Below are 14,518 nucleotides of genomic sequence, written 5' to 3' on the forward strand. Positions count from 1 at the left end.
CCGGGGGGCGCCGGTCACCGGGGGAGAAGCAGACAACCCCGCCGCCAGCGAGCAGCCGAGCCCGAGCACGCCCGCCTTCCCCGACCGCAAGCCGCGCCGCCGCAGCCGCAACCCGAGCGAGCGCACCCGCAAGACGACCACCCGCCTCTCCGACACCGAGAAAGCCGAGATCGTCGCCGCCGCCGCGCAGCGCGGCGTCACCGTCGCCCGATTCCTCGCCGCCGCCGGCCTTGCAGCCGCCCGCGGTTCGACCGCCCTGCACACCAACGAACGACTCGACACGGCCATCGACGAACTCGCCGCCCTGCGCACCGCCCTGGCCCGGATCGGCAACAACATCAACCAGATCGCCTACGTCCACAACGCCGGCGGACAGCCCCGCCCCGGCGAACTCGACCACGCACTGAGCGTTCTGACCCGGTCCCTCGGCCACCTCGACGACGCGGCCAACGACCTGGTGACCAGGCGGATGTGATGGTTCCCGACATCGGACGCGGCTCGCGCACCCACGGACTCCTCGTCTACCTCTACGGCCCCGGTAGGCGCGAGGAGCACACCGACGCGCACCTCGTCGGCTCCTGGGACGGCTTCGCCCCCGACCCCGGCCGCGACACCGACCCGCAAGTCACCCTCGCCCGCCTCACCGCCGCCCTCGACCTCCGGGTCAAGCAGGCCGGCGACCGCGCGCCCGCCAAGCACGTGTGGCACTGCTCGGTCCGGACGGCCCCCGGCGACCGGCGGCTCTCCGACGAGGAGTGGAAAGCCGTCGCCCAGCGCATCGTCCACGCCACCGGCATCGCCCCGGACGGTGATCCCGACGGTTGCCGGTGGATCGCCGTCCGCCACGCAGAGGACCACATCCACATCGTCGCCACCCTGGTCCGCGGTGACCTGCGCAATCCCCGCCTCAACTACGACTTCAACAAGGCCCAGGCCGTATGCCGGCGCATCGAGAAGGAGATGGGCCTGCGCCGCCTCAACGCCGGCGACGGCACCGCAGCGAAGAACCCCACCAGCGCCGAAAGGTTCAAGGCCGAACGCACCGGCCGCCCCGAGACCTCCCGCGAGACGCTTCGCGAAGCCGTCCGCCAGGCTGTCGCGGGAGCGGACGACGAGAAGGAGTTCTTCACCCGGCTGCGTGAGGCGGGTCTGCGCGTGAAGGTGCGCCACGCCCCGTCCGGTGACGCCCTCGGCTACAACGTGGCCCTGCCCGGCGACCGCAACCGCCACGGTGAACCGGTCTGGTACGCCGGCTCCAAGCTCGCTCCTGACCTGTCCCTTCCGAAGATCCGCCTCCGGCTCGCAGACGGTACCGCCGAGCGGGCAACGCCTTCGGCCGCCGACGGCCGGGCGGACTGGTCCCCGTCCGCCCGAGAGCGACGCAGCGCCACTGGGATCGCCGAGCGTGCCGCCGTCCTGCTCGACGGCGACGACGATGAAGCCGCCGCCCAGCTCGTCGGCGTCGGGGAACTCCTCGACGCGGTCGCCCAGACCTCCCCGGTCGCCACCCGCGCCGAGCTGGCTGCTGCCGCCCGAGCCTTCGAGCGGGCGACCCGCAGTCACGTCCGAGCAGAGCGTGCCGACATCCGGGCTCTCCGCTCGGCCGCCCGGGGCATCGTCCAGGCCGGTGGCGCGCTCGGCCGGGGCGAGGACGGCGGCACCACCGCCATGCTCGTCTCCACCCTGGTGCTGGTCACCCTCGCCGCCGCCCGCTGGCACTCCGCCCGCGGTCACGCCCAGCAGGCCCACGCTTCCCGACAGGCCGCCGAGCACCTGCGCGCCGCCTACCATCAGGCCGCCGCCACCCCGATGCGGGTGCTGCACGACCAAGGCCGTGCCCTCCCCGAGGCCCAACGCCGGACGCACGAGGCCACCCTCCGCGCGGCCCTGCGGGAGCAGGGCGTACGAGCAGATGGCATGCCGACGAAGATCGACGCCCTGGTCGCCACGCTCGCCCAGGCCGAGCAGGCAGGCCACGACCCCGAGGCCCTCCTGCAGCAGGCCATCGACATGCGCGAACTCGACACCGCCGAGGACGTGAACGACGTCCTGGTCTGGCGCCTGCGCCGCCTCGCGCAGCTCCCCGCCCACCCGAGCGAAGCTCCCCGTCGCCCGCAGGCCGGCACTCGCCCGACCAAGACCCCGGCCAACCGCACCAGCAAACGGAACGCACCCACGGTGGCACCGCGCCCTGCCGTCTCCGACCCGCGCAGCCGACCACCACGCCGCTGATCAGCGCGTCCGGAAGGCCGGCCACCGACCAACCGGACTCCACGAAATGCATGGACAGCCTGTTCCACTGGCTGTTACGGATGAAAACAGGAAGCCCTCGAACGGGAGATGACGCTCGTGCCCAGAACCACCGACCGCACCACGGAGCCGGCACCCGCGCTGCCCGTCGTCCCCGCCGGCACCGATCCCCTGCTGCAACTCCAGTACGAGACACAGCCAGCCGACGGCCCCGGCGCGACACGCTGCGTCAGCCACCCACACGAACTCGCCCTCGGCGGCATCCCCGTCATGTGCTCGGCCTGCCGGGCCCGACGCGACTGGCTGCTCATCAACCACGGCCGCAACGTCTGGATCCGCTGCCGCTGCAGTAACCAGTGGCCCGAACCCGAGATCAGCCGCGCCGACTTCGACGCCCTGATCGCCAGCCCGTCCGGCACGACCTACCCCACCGTCGAGGAGGGTCTCGCTGCGCTCGGCTTCGATGGTGTATTCGCCGGTACTTACCTGGAGTAGGCGAGCGCGGTACGAAGAGCCGAGGAGCGTCACCGGCATGTCGGTGACGCTCCGTCCGGACCCGACGCCGATGTCACTGGCGGAGTTGGCAGCGTTGGCCGGGAGCTCTTTTGTCATGCAAGCCCGAGGTCCTCAGGCGGATCTCGGGCTGCAGAGTGACGGAACTGGCGCTCTGTTGCCGCCTCTGCCGATGCGCTCTAATGCCCCCATGGATGGGGGAACAGCGGCAGTCATAGGTGCGGCAATCGGGGCCTTGGGGGGTATGAGCGGCGGTTTGCTCAGCTCTCTTGGGCAGCGGCGGCAGATGCGGGTAGAGCACGGCAGGTGGCGCGATGACATGCGCCGGCAGGCCTACACGGACTTCATCTCGGCCGGTAAGCAGCTTTCGTCTGCTCAGTGGAAATTGGCAGACAGCATGTGGGACAAAGACAGTTCACCATCCGAATGGCAAGACCGCTTCATCGTGGTCCACGATGCCTGGGCGGTGTTCAGCACAGCTGCCGCAGCCGTCGCCGTGGCCGGCCCTAGCTCGGTAGCCGAGTCCGCTGAGACATTCCGTACGGCGATGCTGAACGTGGAGCGAGCAGTCATGACATGGCTCAACAAGGCCCGTGACGTCGGCAACGGCCAACTCCACGAGTACGAGCAGGCTTTCAAGGCGGCCATGAGGGAAAAACGCCAGCCGGATGGGGACTTCCAAGCCGCCGCCAGGGCTGTCTTGCAGACCGAGGCGTAGCTTTTCAGGATGCTTCGGAATCCAAGGGGGCCGATGGGAGAAGGTGAGCTGGCCCTCCGTGCAGGTCGGTACGGAACCTTCGGCCGACCGGCTTCCAGCGGGGGCGGTCCGGCACGGTGGTGTCGTCGAGAGCGGGCAGGCTGCCCCGGCTCTTGCGGCTGCGGGTGGCCTGGACGCTGATGCCCAGGTGGGCGGCGACCTCCGGGTATCCCCAGAGCGGCTGGCCGTCGGCCAAGGTGTACTCCTCCTTCGTCGGGGATGAGCGTACGCACGTGCGGCCAGGCGTACGGCAAAGCCGCCCCTGCCTGATCGGCGAGGGGCGGCCTTTTGGGGTTCTGGGTCAGACCTCGGTGAGGCGGTTCGAGTGGTCGAGGGCGTCGGTGGCGAACGCGAGGGCGGCACACAGGCCGGTCACTTCGTGGAGGGTCGGGCGGACCAGGCACGGCCAGTCGTCCGGGGCGGCCGGCCAGGAGGCGAGGTGTACCTCGGAAGTAGCCAGGCCCAGGTGCGCGCTCACGTCCCAGCCGGAGCGAGAAGCGGGCTCCCAGCGGAGGCGGATGCGGCCGAGGGGAAGCCTCGGGTTTCTGGCGGCGAGCCACGTGACGTCGAGCGGGCCGTCGTGCCTGGCGGAGACGCGCTGGACCAGCGCGCCGCCTACACCGTCCGGCATGGGGCGTACTGCGAGGCCGTGCAGCGGGAGGGGGCGTGACGAGATGGGAGCCTCCGGTGAGCGGAGAAGGGGTCAGGACCAGGTGAGGGCGTCGCGTACCGGCACCGAGAGGTAGCCCTCTTGGCCGTCGTCGGGGATGAATGCCTTGCCGTCCCGGACGACGACCTCGGTCCCCACGTAGTGGGTGAAGGGGAAGTCGGGGTTCACGGCGAGGCGGATCGGCAGGTTGGGGTCGAGGTCCTGGAGCTGGCGGAGCAGGTGGCCGACGGTCAGGCATTTGGGCATGGAAGCCTCCGGGAGCAGTGAGGGCGTACGGGGCAGGAGCATCAGGAGGCGTCGAGACGGAGCAGGTCCCGGAGGACCTTCGGCCCTTGGGCGTGACTGGCGAGGTGCCACTTGCGGCACTCAGCGACGTAGCCCTTGCCGCGTTGCTTCATCTCCTAGCCGCCGCACGAGCGGACGGTCTGGGTGTACGAGCGCCCCGGGCAGTTGGTGTGGAGTGGCTTGCCGGAGCTGGTGTGCTTGTGGTCCACCGGGCACAGGCTGCCGTCGGAGTGGTGGTCGGTGAGCGGGGCGAGAAACGGCACGGTGGATTCCTCGGGTTGGGAAGGAGGCCCCGGCGTCCGATCGGCGGAGGCCAGGGCGCTCGGTCATTCGAAGAGGCCGAGGCGCCATCGGCGCTGTTCTGCCCGGTGGGCGGCTCGTCGGCGAAGGGCTTCGCGTGGCGGCCGTACTGACCGGGGAGGTAGTAGCAGGTGCAGCGACGTGCGGAGGCGCACTTACGGCGGTAGCCGGGACGGGTAGCCAGGAGCATGCGTGCGATCGGGACCTCCTGTCGGGCCGGTGAGACGGGAGGGGCCGATCGGGTTTGAGGGGGCGAAGTCAGAGGGCCAGTCGGTAGGAGCGGGCGGCAGGGGGCGAGCCCGCCTCGGAGACGACCAGGCCGTCGGCGACCAGGCGCTGAAGGGAGCTGGCGATGCGTTCCTCACGGAGGCCGGTGGCGGCGCTGATCTCGGGGAGCGGCATGCCGGGGTTGTGCGCGAGGTAGGCGACGATTCGGGTGTCGCGGCGACGAAGGGAGTCCTGGAAGCTACCGGCGGTGTAGACCAGCGTCATCCCGCAGCAGACCAGGGGTAGGCCGAACGATGCCGAGCCGGAACCAGCGACAGCGTCGTAGGCCGCGAGCACGCTGACACCCAGGCCGATGATGTGGCCGGAGGCTCGGACGAGATCATCTGAATAGATGGTCACTTTCAGGGCCTTTCGTTTATGAACGGGAGGGCATGCGGAGCGTCGGCGCGAGTCTGAACGGGTATCGGTGGTCGGGACGGGCTGGTGAGGGCCCACCCGACCACCGGCTCAGCGGAGGGAGTGGACGACGAGGGCGGCGATGAATCCGGCCACCGTCTCGACAGGGGTGTGCGTGCCGAACTCCTGGACCCACGCGTCGCCTTCGGCGGGCTGCACCTGGACCCGCCAGATGATGTCGCGTGTCCAGGCGGCGGGGTCCTCGGGGAGCCAGCCGACGTAGACGCGGCCGTCCGGGCTCGTGGCGTGGACGTTGCACTCCGGGGTGCCGACGACCGTCCAGTCGAGGGCGTGGAGGAGCTCAAGGACCGGGGTGGCGCAGTGGTCCGAGGAGAGCCAGTGGCGGTCTTCCACGGAGGGGCGGACGGCGGCGGGCAGGAGGGTGGCAGAGGCGTTCACGGTTGGACGATCCCTTCGTTGACCTGCGGTTTTCCCGACACCCGTACGTTGACATGGGGTGTGCCGAAGTCCGTAGTCGTTTCCGGGGAGGACCCGTCTGCCGTGGGCGAACTGATCCCGGTCAGGTGCCCAGGAAGCCGTCGGCACGGGAATGGAACGGCGGCCGAGGTTGTCGTAATCGAGTTACGGCAGTGAGCCGGAAGGGACCGAAGGGGGAGCAGGGATGACGCAGCCGAGCAGACACTGGGACGGAGCCGGGCTGGAGCGCAAGATCCGCGCCGCCGGGCGGCCGTGGACCTTCGGCGATGTCGCGATGGTCGCCGACGGCCAGTGGGGCGTCGGCGCGCAGTCCGACAGGTGGCCGGACGAGGACACGGTGGTGGAGCACCGGGTCGCGGAAGGACGGCACATCGAGCTGACGGTGGAGGAGCTGGCCCGCGCGGTGGGCACCCGCACCGAGGACGCCCACCACGACGAAGACCCTGCCTGACCGTTCAACAGCGCGGCCCCGGTGAGGGCGCCGACGGCCCGACGGCAGCCGCAGGAACAGGCTGGTCGGGCACCTGGCCAGTGGCATGTGAAGCGAGCCCCGAGCGGGCGACAGCGGCCCGGGACAGGTTCGCCGCCGGTCCGTGGTCGAGGCGGCTTCGCGTGCTTCGACCACACGCCGGACTGCCTGCACGTACGCACTGCTCTCCGCGAGCGCGACGCGAAGGTCGGCCGCCGAGTCTACGAGCTGGTCCAGCTCGTAGAACGCCGGCACGTACCCGGGCCGGGTCATGAAGCCTTTTTCAACCTCAGGTTGAGGCGTGCTGAAGGACGACGACGGCCTTCACGATGTCGGTGATCCGGTTGGTGCTGCAGTGAAGCCTTGCGTAGCAGGCGCCAGCCCTCAGGACCGCCATGGCCTGCTCGCCGAGGCAGCGGATCTTGGCGTGACTGCTGTTGCGCAGCCGCATCCACCGCTTGAGCCGACGGCCCCGAAATGGCACGCGGACCGGTCGGTCGGCGCCCTGGTACGCCTTGTCCGCCCAGCACTTCACACCTGTCTCGGCGAGCGCGTTGATGATGCCGTGAGTGCGTGAGGCGGTCAGGTCATGGGTGGACCCGGGCATTGCCGGGCGAGGCCCAGAGCAGCCGTCCGAACGGGTCAGTGAAGACCTGGACGTTCATGCCGTGGCATTTCGGTTTCCCGGAGTAGTACGGGGTGTCGGCGGCGATCCGATTGATCGGCAGCTGGGTGCCGTCCAGGATCGCGAATGCCTTCGTCCTCACGGGTCTTCATCGCCTCGGCCAGGATGGCGGTAGACGGTCGCGGGTGCCGATACGGAAGCCGGCGGCGAGCTGGGCGTAGGTGTCGCCGCACCACAGGTGGGCCAGGGCGAGCAGGGCCTGACATCCGACCGGCAGGCATCGCCACCGGGTCGTCCCGGCCAGCACGGCACACGCTGTCATCGCGAGTACCTACGCCAGGCGGCGACGCAACTCGCGCGGATCACGCGGGTCCGGCACCGCGGCCAGTCGCTCCAGCAGCCCGGGTATCTCCTCGGATGCCCCCGGGATGCTCGGAGACGGGCAAAGACAGGCGGAACCACCGATGATGCGTCGGTAGGCATGGTCTTCCACTCGGAGCACGAGGCGTAGTGAACTCCATGACCTTGGAAGCCATGCCTGTCATCTTCTGGGGACGCCGATGAGAGCAGACCGCCACGAACAAACCCGGCGTCACATGACAATGCCGAAGCCCGGGGGTTGGTTGACCACCGACCATGGACGAGATTCGGACAGCTTCCGTTAGCGGGTTGTTGCTTCTCCTCATCCGCTTAGCTCCGAGCAGCCCGTACAGTGCAGCGGCGGAGCATGCCAAAGAGACATTCCGTCTTTCACTGCGATCCGGCCACACGCGGCGATCCGGCTGACTTCTGAAGCTATCTATATGACCATTGCGACTTGGTGGCGTGCGGCCGCGGATCCCTGCATTGCTCAATCAGGAAAGAGACTGCCTCGCTCCACCACCTAATAGGTAAACCCAGGAGGCCCCTGTGAGGATTAAAAATTCCGTTCGGGCGCGGATCACAGGGTCACTGATTGCCATCCTGAGCCTACTCCTTGGGGTAGTTGATGCCTCGGCGGCAGTACGTGAGCCGGCTGGCTCAAGGGAAGCGGCGATCGAATCCGTCGGCAGGGAGCTGCCGAAACCGGCAGTGCGGCAACAACCGATGACATTGGAGGAGCGCCGTAAACAGATATCAGAGGACGCAGCACTCAGGATCGGAACCTCAAATTCTGAGGGTGATCAATCAACCTTCGGAAGGAACGGCACACCGAAGGATCTACGGGAGAGCCCCGGGGAGATATCCGGATCGACTTCCGAGGAACTTCCGTACGCCTACGCCTTGAGATCGGAGTTAAGAGACTCCCACGGGAGTCTAATGGGATTCCAGGACGTGTATGCAAACATTAGGACCGGGGGTTTCTTTCCGGAGGATGGAGAGAAGTACACACTCCGAGTCTCCAATATCGTTTACGGAATGAGCGATGACATCGAGGGTGATCGCGGAGTAATCAACTATTATGTCAGCGCTGGCTGGACTTGCCGCCTAAATAGTTCCTTTTTCTACGCTCCCTACGGGAAAACCTACAGGTCTGAACCAAAGCTGGTTTCGGTGCCATGGGACGGAGCGGCGGGAGACGGGGCCGAGGCGTCGTTTGAGTTTACTTTTGATGAGGAAATCTGCGCCGAAGAAGTCCGGCGACTTGACGGCCTCTCGAACCCTCCCGACTATACAAGTCCAATGGTAACCGCAGTGACCCCACTCATTATGAATAAAGGAGCCTGGTCCAATTGGACGATGTGGGGGCGGTGGGCAGGAGACCATAGATCCTATGGGGCAAATCCTGGGATTCCAGGAAATCAGACCTTCGGATCACGGTGTGGTGGAAATTCTGCGGCAGCGGCAAGTTGTCAAGAGAAGCGCGCGGAAGGTGTAAATACCGCAACAGGGGCTTTCGGGCAGTCTGTTACGGATTCCAGCCTGCCAGGTGTGCTCCCCTTCGACCTGACCCGGAATTACTCGTCAAATAACTCTACCAAAGGTTCATTGGGTCTTTCCCTTAGCGCTTCACCATCGGGATCGCTTGGGGTTGGCTGGTCCGCGGCCTGGGATGCGAAGCTTCTTATCGAGGAGAATGGTGACGCGATCTTCCATGCGGAGGACGGATCGGAGTATCCATACAGGAAAAAGCCAGACGGAAACTTCGAGTCACCGATGACTGCTCACTCCGCACTCCATTCTTCAGAAACCGGCTACGAACTGGCCATGCCGGACGGAAAGAAACTGTCCTTCAATGGGGCGGGCCGGCTCGAAAGGATACAGAACAAACAAGGTCAGGCTGTTTCCTTCAGTTATGAAGCGGGCACGCTAAAGGAAGCGGTCACTCAGGACGGCAGAAAAGCCGTCTTCGCCTACGATGGGCAACTCGTTTCAGAGATCACTCTGCCGGGAAACCGAAAGATTTCATACTCATACACCGATGGGCAACTCGCCAGCGTCGCACGACCGGGAGGGTCGAGGCTCAACTACAAGTATGGAATCGACGGGAAACTCACCGATGTAACTGATCCACTGGGCGGAAATTTCATTCGCAACATCTATGACTCGACTGGGCGGGTCAGCGAGCAGGTCAGTTCTGCGACTGGCAAAGTCACCTTCGCCTACAAGGAGAACGAGACTGACACGACATTTCCTGATGGGGGGATCTGGTCAGACGTCTATCGCAAAAACGTTCTACTCGACCAATATGATCCATTCGGCAACAAGACATCGTACGAGTACAGCTACAAACTCGACCGCTTGAATGTTGTTGACGCTTTGGGTCGCACTTTCAAAACCGTGGTTGATATCCATGGGCGTCCCGTCCAAGAGCAGGGGGAGGTGGTAAAGGGGAAATGGCGATACTCTGACGGGAGGCTATCCTCGCACACCGATGGAAATGGAAAATCGAGTTCATTCACGTATGACTCGAATAGCAATCTCTCCAGTTCAACGGACGCGCTTGGGAACGCGACGTCCTACACCTACACCTCGAACGGGCAGCTCGAGACGGTAACGGACCCCCGAGGAAGGGTGGCCCGGCTCGGCTACGACTCGTCTGGTAACCAGATATCGGTGACGAATCCCGACGGTTCCCGATTGACGCGTAAATTCGATGCTGTGGGACGGGTCATCAGTGAGACCGGTCCGCGGGGAAACGCGGCAGGTGCGGATCCGGCAAAATTCACAACTTCCTTCACATATGACGAGGCCAGTCGGCTGACATCAACAACAGATGCGGGGGGAAGCACCACCAAGCGGACCTACGACGCTGCAGGCAATCTGGCGACGGCAACGGATGCGGCTGGCAAGGTCACGACATTCACCTACGACGCGGCGAACCGTCTGACCGAGGTGAAGGACCCGGCGGGCCGTGTATCGAAAACGGCGTACGACGTTATGGGGCAGGTCGTCTCCCGCACCGATGCGTCCGGGGCGAAGACGACGTACACCTACGACAAGGCCGGCCGTCTACTGACGATGACCACACCTCGTGGCAACGTGTCGGGAGCAGACCCGTCGAAGTATGTGTGGACATACGGGTATGACAAGGTCGGCAATCAGGTCACAGTGACCGACCCGGTGGGCAACACAACTAAGACGGACTACGACGCGGAGAACCAGCCGGTCACGGTCACCGACCCACTCGGGCGCGTACGCAAGACCGAGTACGACGGTGAAGGCAACATCACCAAGACCACCGACGCCCTTGGCGAGACCGTCGTCAACACCTACGACGCCAACAACCAGCTGCTGACCACCACCGACCGCGTCGGCCAGACCGTCACCTACAGCTACGACGCCGCCGGAAATCTCACCTCTGAGGTCTCACCTCTCGGTAACAAGACGACCTACAGCTACAACGACAATGGACAGTTGGTCAGCACCGTTGAGCCGCGCGGCAACGTCATCGGCGCGGATCCGGCGCAGTACACCTGGACCACGGCCTACGACGAGGACGGCCGCATCGTCAGCCAGTCCAACCCATACGGCACCAAGATCATCACAAATGCCTACGATGTCCTCGGGCGGCTGGTGGAGCGGGCTGACGGCCTGGGGAAGAAGACCGCCTACGAGTACGACGTGGTCGGCCGGCTGAGCAAGGTCACCGCCCCTGACGGCGGTGCCACGACGCTCGGCTACGACGATGTCGGAAACCTGCTTACTCGCGAGGACGCCAACGGGCACATCACCCGTTACGGCTACGACGACACCGGCCGCTTGAACAAGGTCACTGATCCGCTGGGCCGTGCCACCGCGTTCCTGTACGACGCCGAGGGCAACCGGACCATGACCACCAACGCCCGCGGCCAGACCGTCACCAACACCTACGACGCCCGCAACCTGCTCGCCAAGACAACGTACTCCGACGGCACTCCGACGCTCTCGTACACCTATGACGCGGCCGGCCAGACCAAGATCGTCACCGACGGGACCGGGACCCGAACCTTCGGATACGACCTGGAAGGCAGGCCGACGTCAATCACGTCGTCGGCAGGCAAGGGCACCTTCGCCTACACCTACGACGCCGAGGGACGGATCACCTCCCGCGCCCAGGACTACACGGCCGGCACGGCCGTCGACTGGTCAGGCGCCACACAGACCGCCTCAGCGGACCTCAACGGGGACGGGATCACCGATGTGATCCGCACCGACGCCAAGAACGGCATCCGTACCTACCTTGGTCGACCAGACGGCAGCTTCAGCGCAGGGGCTACTCTGACCGGCTCCGGGACCGGGTTCAACCAGGTCCTGACGATCGACTACACGGGCGACAGCAAGATCGACCTGCTGGCGATCGACAAGTCAACTGGCCATCTGTATCGCTACAACGGCAACGGGGCGGGTGGTTTCGCCTCACCCGTCGACATGGGTGCCGGGTGGGGCACGATGACCCTGACCACCGGGGACTTCAACGGCGACGCCAAACAAGACTTCCTGGCCATCAGTTCCTCTGAGAACAAGATGTACTTCTATCCCGGCAAGGGCGACGGCACCTTCGGTACCCGAACCCTCATCGGTGGCGGTTGGGCTACCTACCGGCTGATCTCCCTGGAATACAACAGCGACGGCAAAATCGACGTCCTGGCCATCAACTCCACCGACGGGCACCTGTATCTCTACCCCGGCAACGGCAACGGCACCTTGGGCACCCGCACCGACCTCGGTGGGGGCTGGGGCAGCATGCACCTCACGCCTGGCGACTTCAACGGTGACGGGAAAACCGACTTCCTGGCCCACGACACGGCCAATCGAAAGGTGCGTTTCTACCCGTCCACAGGAACTGGCAGGTTCGGCACATTCATCCTGCAGCCCGACGACTGGACCTCATACGGCGCCCCCTCGGCAGGCAGGTTCGACGCCGGCCAGACCCTGGACACGGTCGCGCCCGACACCTCCGGCCACCTGCGCCTGTGGCGCGGCGACAACGCCGGACACCTGAACGGCGCCGTCATCACAACGGTCCAGTCGGGACAGAAAGCGACATACGGCTACGACAACGATGGTCACATCACCAGCCAAACCGTGAGCGGCAGGACCACCACCTACACCTACGATGCCGCCGGAAATCGCACCACGACGAAGTTGCCAGCGACCTCGGCCGTCACCGAGGAACGCACCTATGACCGGTCCGGACAGCTCGCCTCCATCTCCGAAGGTCCCGGAGCCCGCTACATCGAACGTGACGTCGCCGGACGCGTCACCGCGGACTACCTCCAGGACGCCAATACCACCGGCCTTCGGGATCGCTACGCATACGACGCAGCCGGCCGCGTAACCCAGACCTGCACAGACACCTCCAGTGCGGTCTCATGCCTCACCGGCACGAATGGCACCACCTACGCGTACGACAAGGTCGGCAACCTTACTGACACCACCACTGCCGGCAGCACCCGCACCAACAGCTACGACGCCGCCGACCAGCTGACCAAGAGCGTCGAAGGAACGTCCACCAACGACTTCACCTATGACGCCGACGGAAATCTCACCAAGGACGCCAGCGGCACTTACACCTCCGACCCGCTGGGGCACTTGAAGTCCGCCACTGTCGGCTCCAACGCTTATACCTTCGTCAACGACGCCGACGGAAACCGCACCACCACCAGCAAGAACGGGACATTGACCCGTACCACTCTCTGGGACGTGGTCAACCCCCTGCCACAGATTTCTACCGAAACCAATGGCGTTGGCGCGCTGATCGCCGACTACCAGTACAACCCAGACGGCATCGCCGAAGCACAGAACCGCACCACCGGCGTCTTCTACATGCGCCACGACCGCCAGAACTCCATCAGCGCGGTCTACGATGCCTCCGGTAAGCAGACCTACGGCTATACCTACAGCGACTGGGGCGTACCCACCGGCAAGGCCACCACCATGGGTGGCCAGGACAGCATCTTCGGCTACGCCGGCCAGTACACCGACCCCACACTCACAGGCCGTCTCCACCTCCGCGAGCGCAGCTACGACCCTAGTACCGGCCGCTTCGCCTCGCCTGACCCGCAACCCGCGGACAACGACAGTCCCAACCTCTCCCCGTACGCGTACGCCAACAACGACCCGATCAACCAGGCAGACCCGTCAGGTCGCTGCCCGCTATGCGTCAGCATCGGCGTCGGTGCAGTTGTCGGAGGAGCCATTGAGGGCGGCCTCTACGGATGGCAACACCGCAACGGTGACTTCTCCTGGGGCGACTTTGCCAAAGCGACAGGCCAAGGCGCACTCACCGGGGCTGCGGCCGGGGCTCTCATGCCCGGCGTCGGCAACGCGGCGGCTCGGGTAGCAGGCCTGTCCGGTGGCCGCGCTTTGGCCGCCTCCGCCGTAGTGAACGCCGGCGTTGGAGCAGGATTCTCCTGGGCGGTCAACGAGGCATACTGCCGACCCACCGACCCAGGGGACCTCCTCCTCGGCGCGCTTGGAGGAGCCAGCAGTAGCCTCCTGGGTCCCGCCGCCAACTGGATAGCCGGTCGTCTCCGGCCGGGCTCTCAGGTCCCGCCGCGATTCGGCCCTGGAGCGGCCCATGCCGATGACCCCGCACTAAAGGGTGCCGGGGGATTCAACGTCAATTCGATCACTGAGGAACCAGGATTCAACTACTTGTATCGCGGCCTGTCCGAGATGCATCCCGGATACGATGATGCTGTACGGGGTGTGGCAAAACCTCGAGGTGGTTCTGCGAGTATGGAAACCCATCACTCCGGCAACACGGAAAGTATCTACACTTCATGGACCACCGACAAGAACACGGCACTTCGGTACGCTCGCGGAGCCGCAGAGGGCCGCAGTGACCTGCCAGGTGTGATCCTCCAGGTTAAACTTCCGCTGGGCCAACCCGTCTACCCATCCATCATGTTCAGTTCCGAGCTGTGGGAGGGAACGGAGAACTTGGTGGAAGGTCTGGTCAGAGGCGCAAAGGTGTGGCACGTTCCAGCATCTTGACATCTGCGGATGCGGGGGGCCCCCGGGGGGGGGCGGACCCGCAGGATCACCCTTCCTCCCTCAACCAGAAAGAAAACGCGCAAAAACCCAAGACCAAAGCTCCCACCCGAAACCCCCGTTCCTCTG

The 14,518-nt window shown here is 65.6% G+C and carries 12 protein-coding genes and 1 pseudogene; 6 read left to right on the forward strand and 7 right to left on the reverse strand.

Annotated features, from left to right (window positions below):
* From ACFUJR_RS34640 to ACFUJR_RS34655, 4 genes are all read left to right on the forward strand, one after another.
* The coding region (locus ACFUJR_RS34640; RefSeq protein WP_383451092.1) for a plasmid mobilization protein at positions 1 to 475 on the forward strand (475 nt) is incomplete at its 5' end.
* Positions 475 to 2,232: a relaxase/mobilization nuclease domain-containing protein gene (locus tag ACFUJR_RS34645; RefSeq protein WP_383177544.1), complete on the forward strand. Its 1,758-nt coding sequence runs from the start codon at positions 475 to 477 to the stop codon at positions 2,230 to 2,232. The genes ACFUJR_RS34640 and ACFUJR_RS34645, both read left to right, overlap by 1 nt.
* A gap of 108 nt (positions 2,233 to 2,340) precedes the next feature.
* The gene (locus ACFUJR_RS34650; protein ID WP_383177547.1) at positions 2,341 to 2,745 is read left to right on the forward strand and encodes a hypothetical protein; all 405 of its coding nucleotides are present in this window, start codon (positions 2,341 to 2,343) and stop codon (positions 2,743 to 2,745) included.
* A gap of 337 nt (positions 2,746 to 3,082) precedes the next feature.
* Positions 3,083 to 3,481, forward strand: coding sequence for a hypothetical protein (locus ACFUJR_RS34655; protein WP_383177550.1), 399 nt, complete (start codon positions 3,083 to 3,085; stop codon positions 3,479 to 3,481).
* A gap of 4 nt (positions 3,482 to 3,485) precedes the next feature.
* Here the strand turns inward: ACFUJR_RS34655 and ACFUJR_RS34660 are convergent, their stop codons facing one another.
* The 6 genes from ACFUJR_RS34660 to ACFUJR_RS34685 form a co-directional block, all read right to left on the reverse strand.
* Positions 3,486 to 3,716 (reverse strand): MarR family transcriptional regulator, encoded by a 231-nt coding sequence (locus ACFUJR_RS34660; protein WP_383177553.1) that lies wholly within the window; start codon positions 3,714 to 3,716, stop codon positions 3,486 to 3,488.
* Positions 3,717 to 3,821: 105 nt separating this feature from the next.
* Positions 3,822 to 4,151 (reverse strand): esterase, encoded by a 330-nt coding sequence (locus tag ACFUJR_RS34665; RefSeq protein ID WP_383177556.1) that lies wholly within the window; start codon positions 4,149 to 4,151, stop codon positions 3,822 to 3,824.
* Positions 4,152 to 4,223: 72 nt separating this feature from the next.
* Complete coding sequence (locus ACFUJR_RS34670; protein WP_383177559.1) at positions 4,224 to 4,436, reverse strand: hypothetical protein; 213 nt, start codon at positions 4,434 to 4,436, stop codon at positions 4,224 to 4,226.
* Between the two features lie 155 nt (positions 4,437 to 4,591).
* Positions 4,592 to 4,738, reverse strand: coding sequence for a hypothetical protein (locus ACFUJR_RS34675; protein WP_383177561.1), 147 nt, complete (start codon positions 4,736 to 4,738; stop codon positions 4,592 to 4,594).
* Positions 4,739 to 5,033: 295 nt separating this feature from the next.
* Entirely contained in the window at positions 5,034 to 5,402 is a 369-nt protein-coding gene (locus tag ACFUJR_RS34680) for a winged helix-turn-helix transcriptional regulator (RefSeq protein WP_383177564.1), read from the reverse strand.
* A gap of 108 nt (positions 5,403 to 5,510) precedes the next feature.
* Positions 5,511 to 5,858 (reverse strand): DUF317 domain-containing protein, encoded by a 348-nt coding sequence (locus tag ACFUJR_RS34685; RefSeq protein ID WP_383177567.1) that lies wholly within the window; start codon positions 5,856 to 5,858, stop codon positions 5,511 to 5,513.
* 223 nt (positions 5,859 to 6,081) lie between these two features.
* Between ACFUJR_RS34685 and ACFUJR_RS34690 the strand changes: the two genes are divergently transcribed.
* Positions 6,082 to 6,348, forward strand: coding sequence for a hypothetical protein (locus tag ACFUJR_RS34690; RefSeq protein ID WP_383177570.1), 267 nt, complete (start codon positions 6,082 to 6,084; stop codon positions 6,346 to 6,348).
* A 307-nt stretch (positions 6,349 to 6,655) separates the two neighbouring features.
* Here the strand turns inward: ACFUJR_RS34690 and ACFUJR_RS34695 are convergent.
* A pseudogene (locus tag ACFUJR_RS34695) lies at positions 6,656 to 7,283 on the reverse strand (transposase family protein); the annotation flags it as partial.
* A gap of 1,427 nt (positions 7,284 to 8,710) precedes the next feature.
* Here ACFUJR_RS34695 and ACFUJR_RS34700 point away from each other — a divergent pair.
* A complete protein-coding gene (locus ACFUJR_RS34700; protein ID WP_383177573.1) occupies positions 8,711 to 14,392 on the forward strand; it encodes an FG-GAP-like repeat-containing protein in 5,682 nt (1,893 codons plus the stop codon).
* Positions 14,393 to 14,518: the final 126 nt, after the last annotated feature.

The organism is Streptomyces sp. NPDC057271 (genome assembly GCF_042668715.1).
GTDB lineage: Bacteria > Actinomycetota > Actinomycetes > Streptomycetales > Streptomycetaceae > Streptomyces.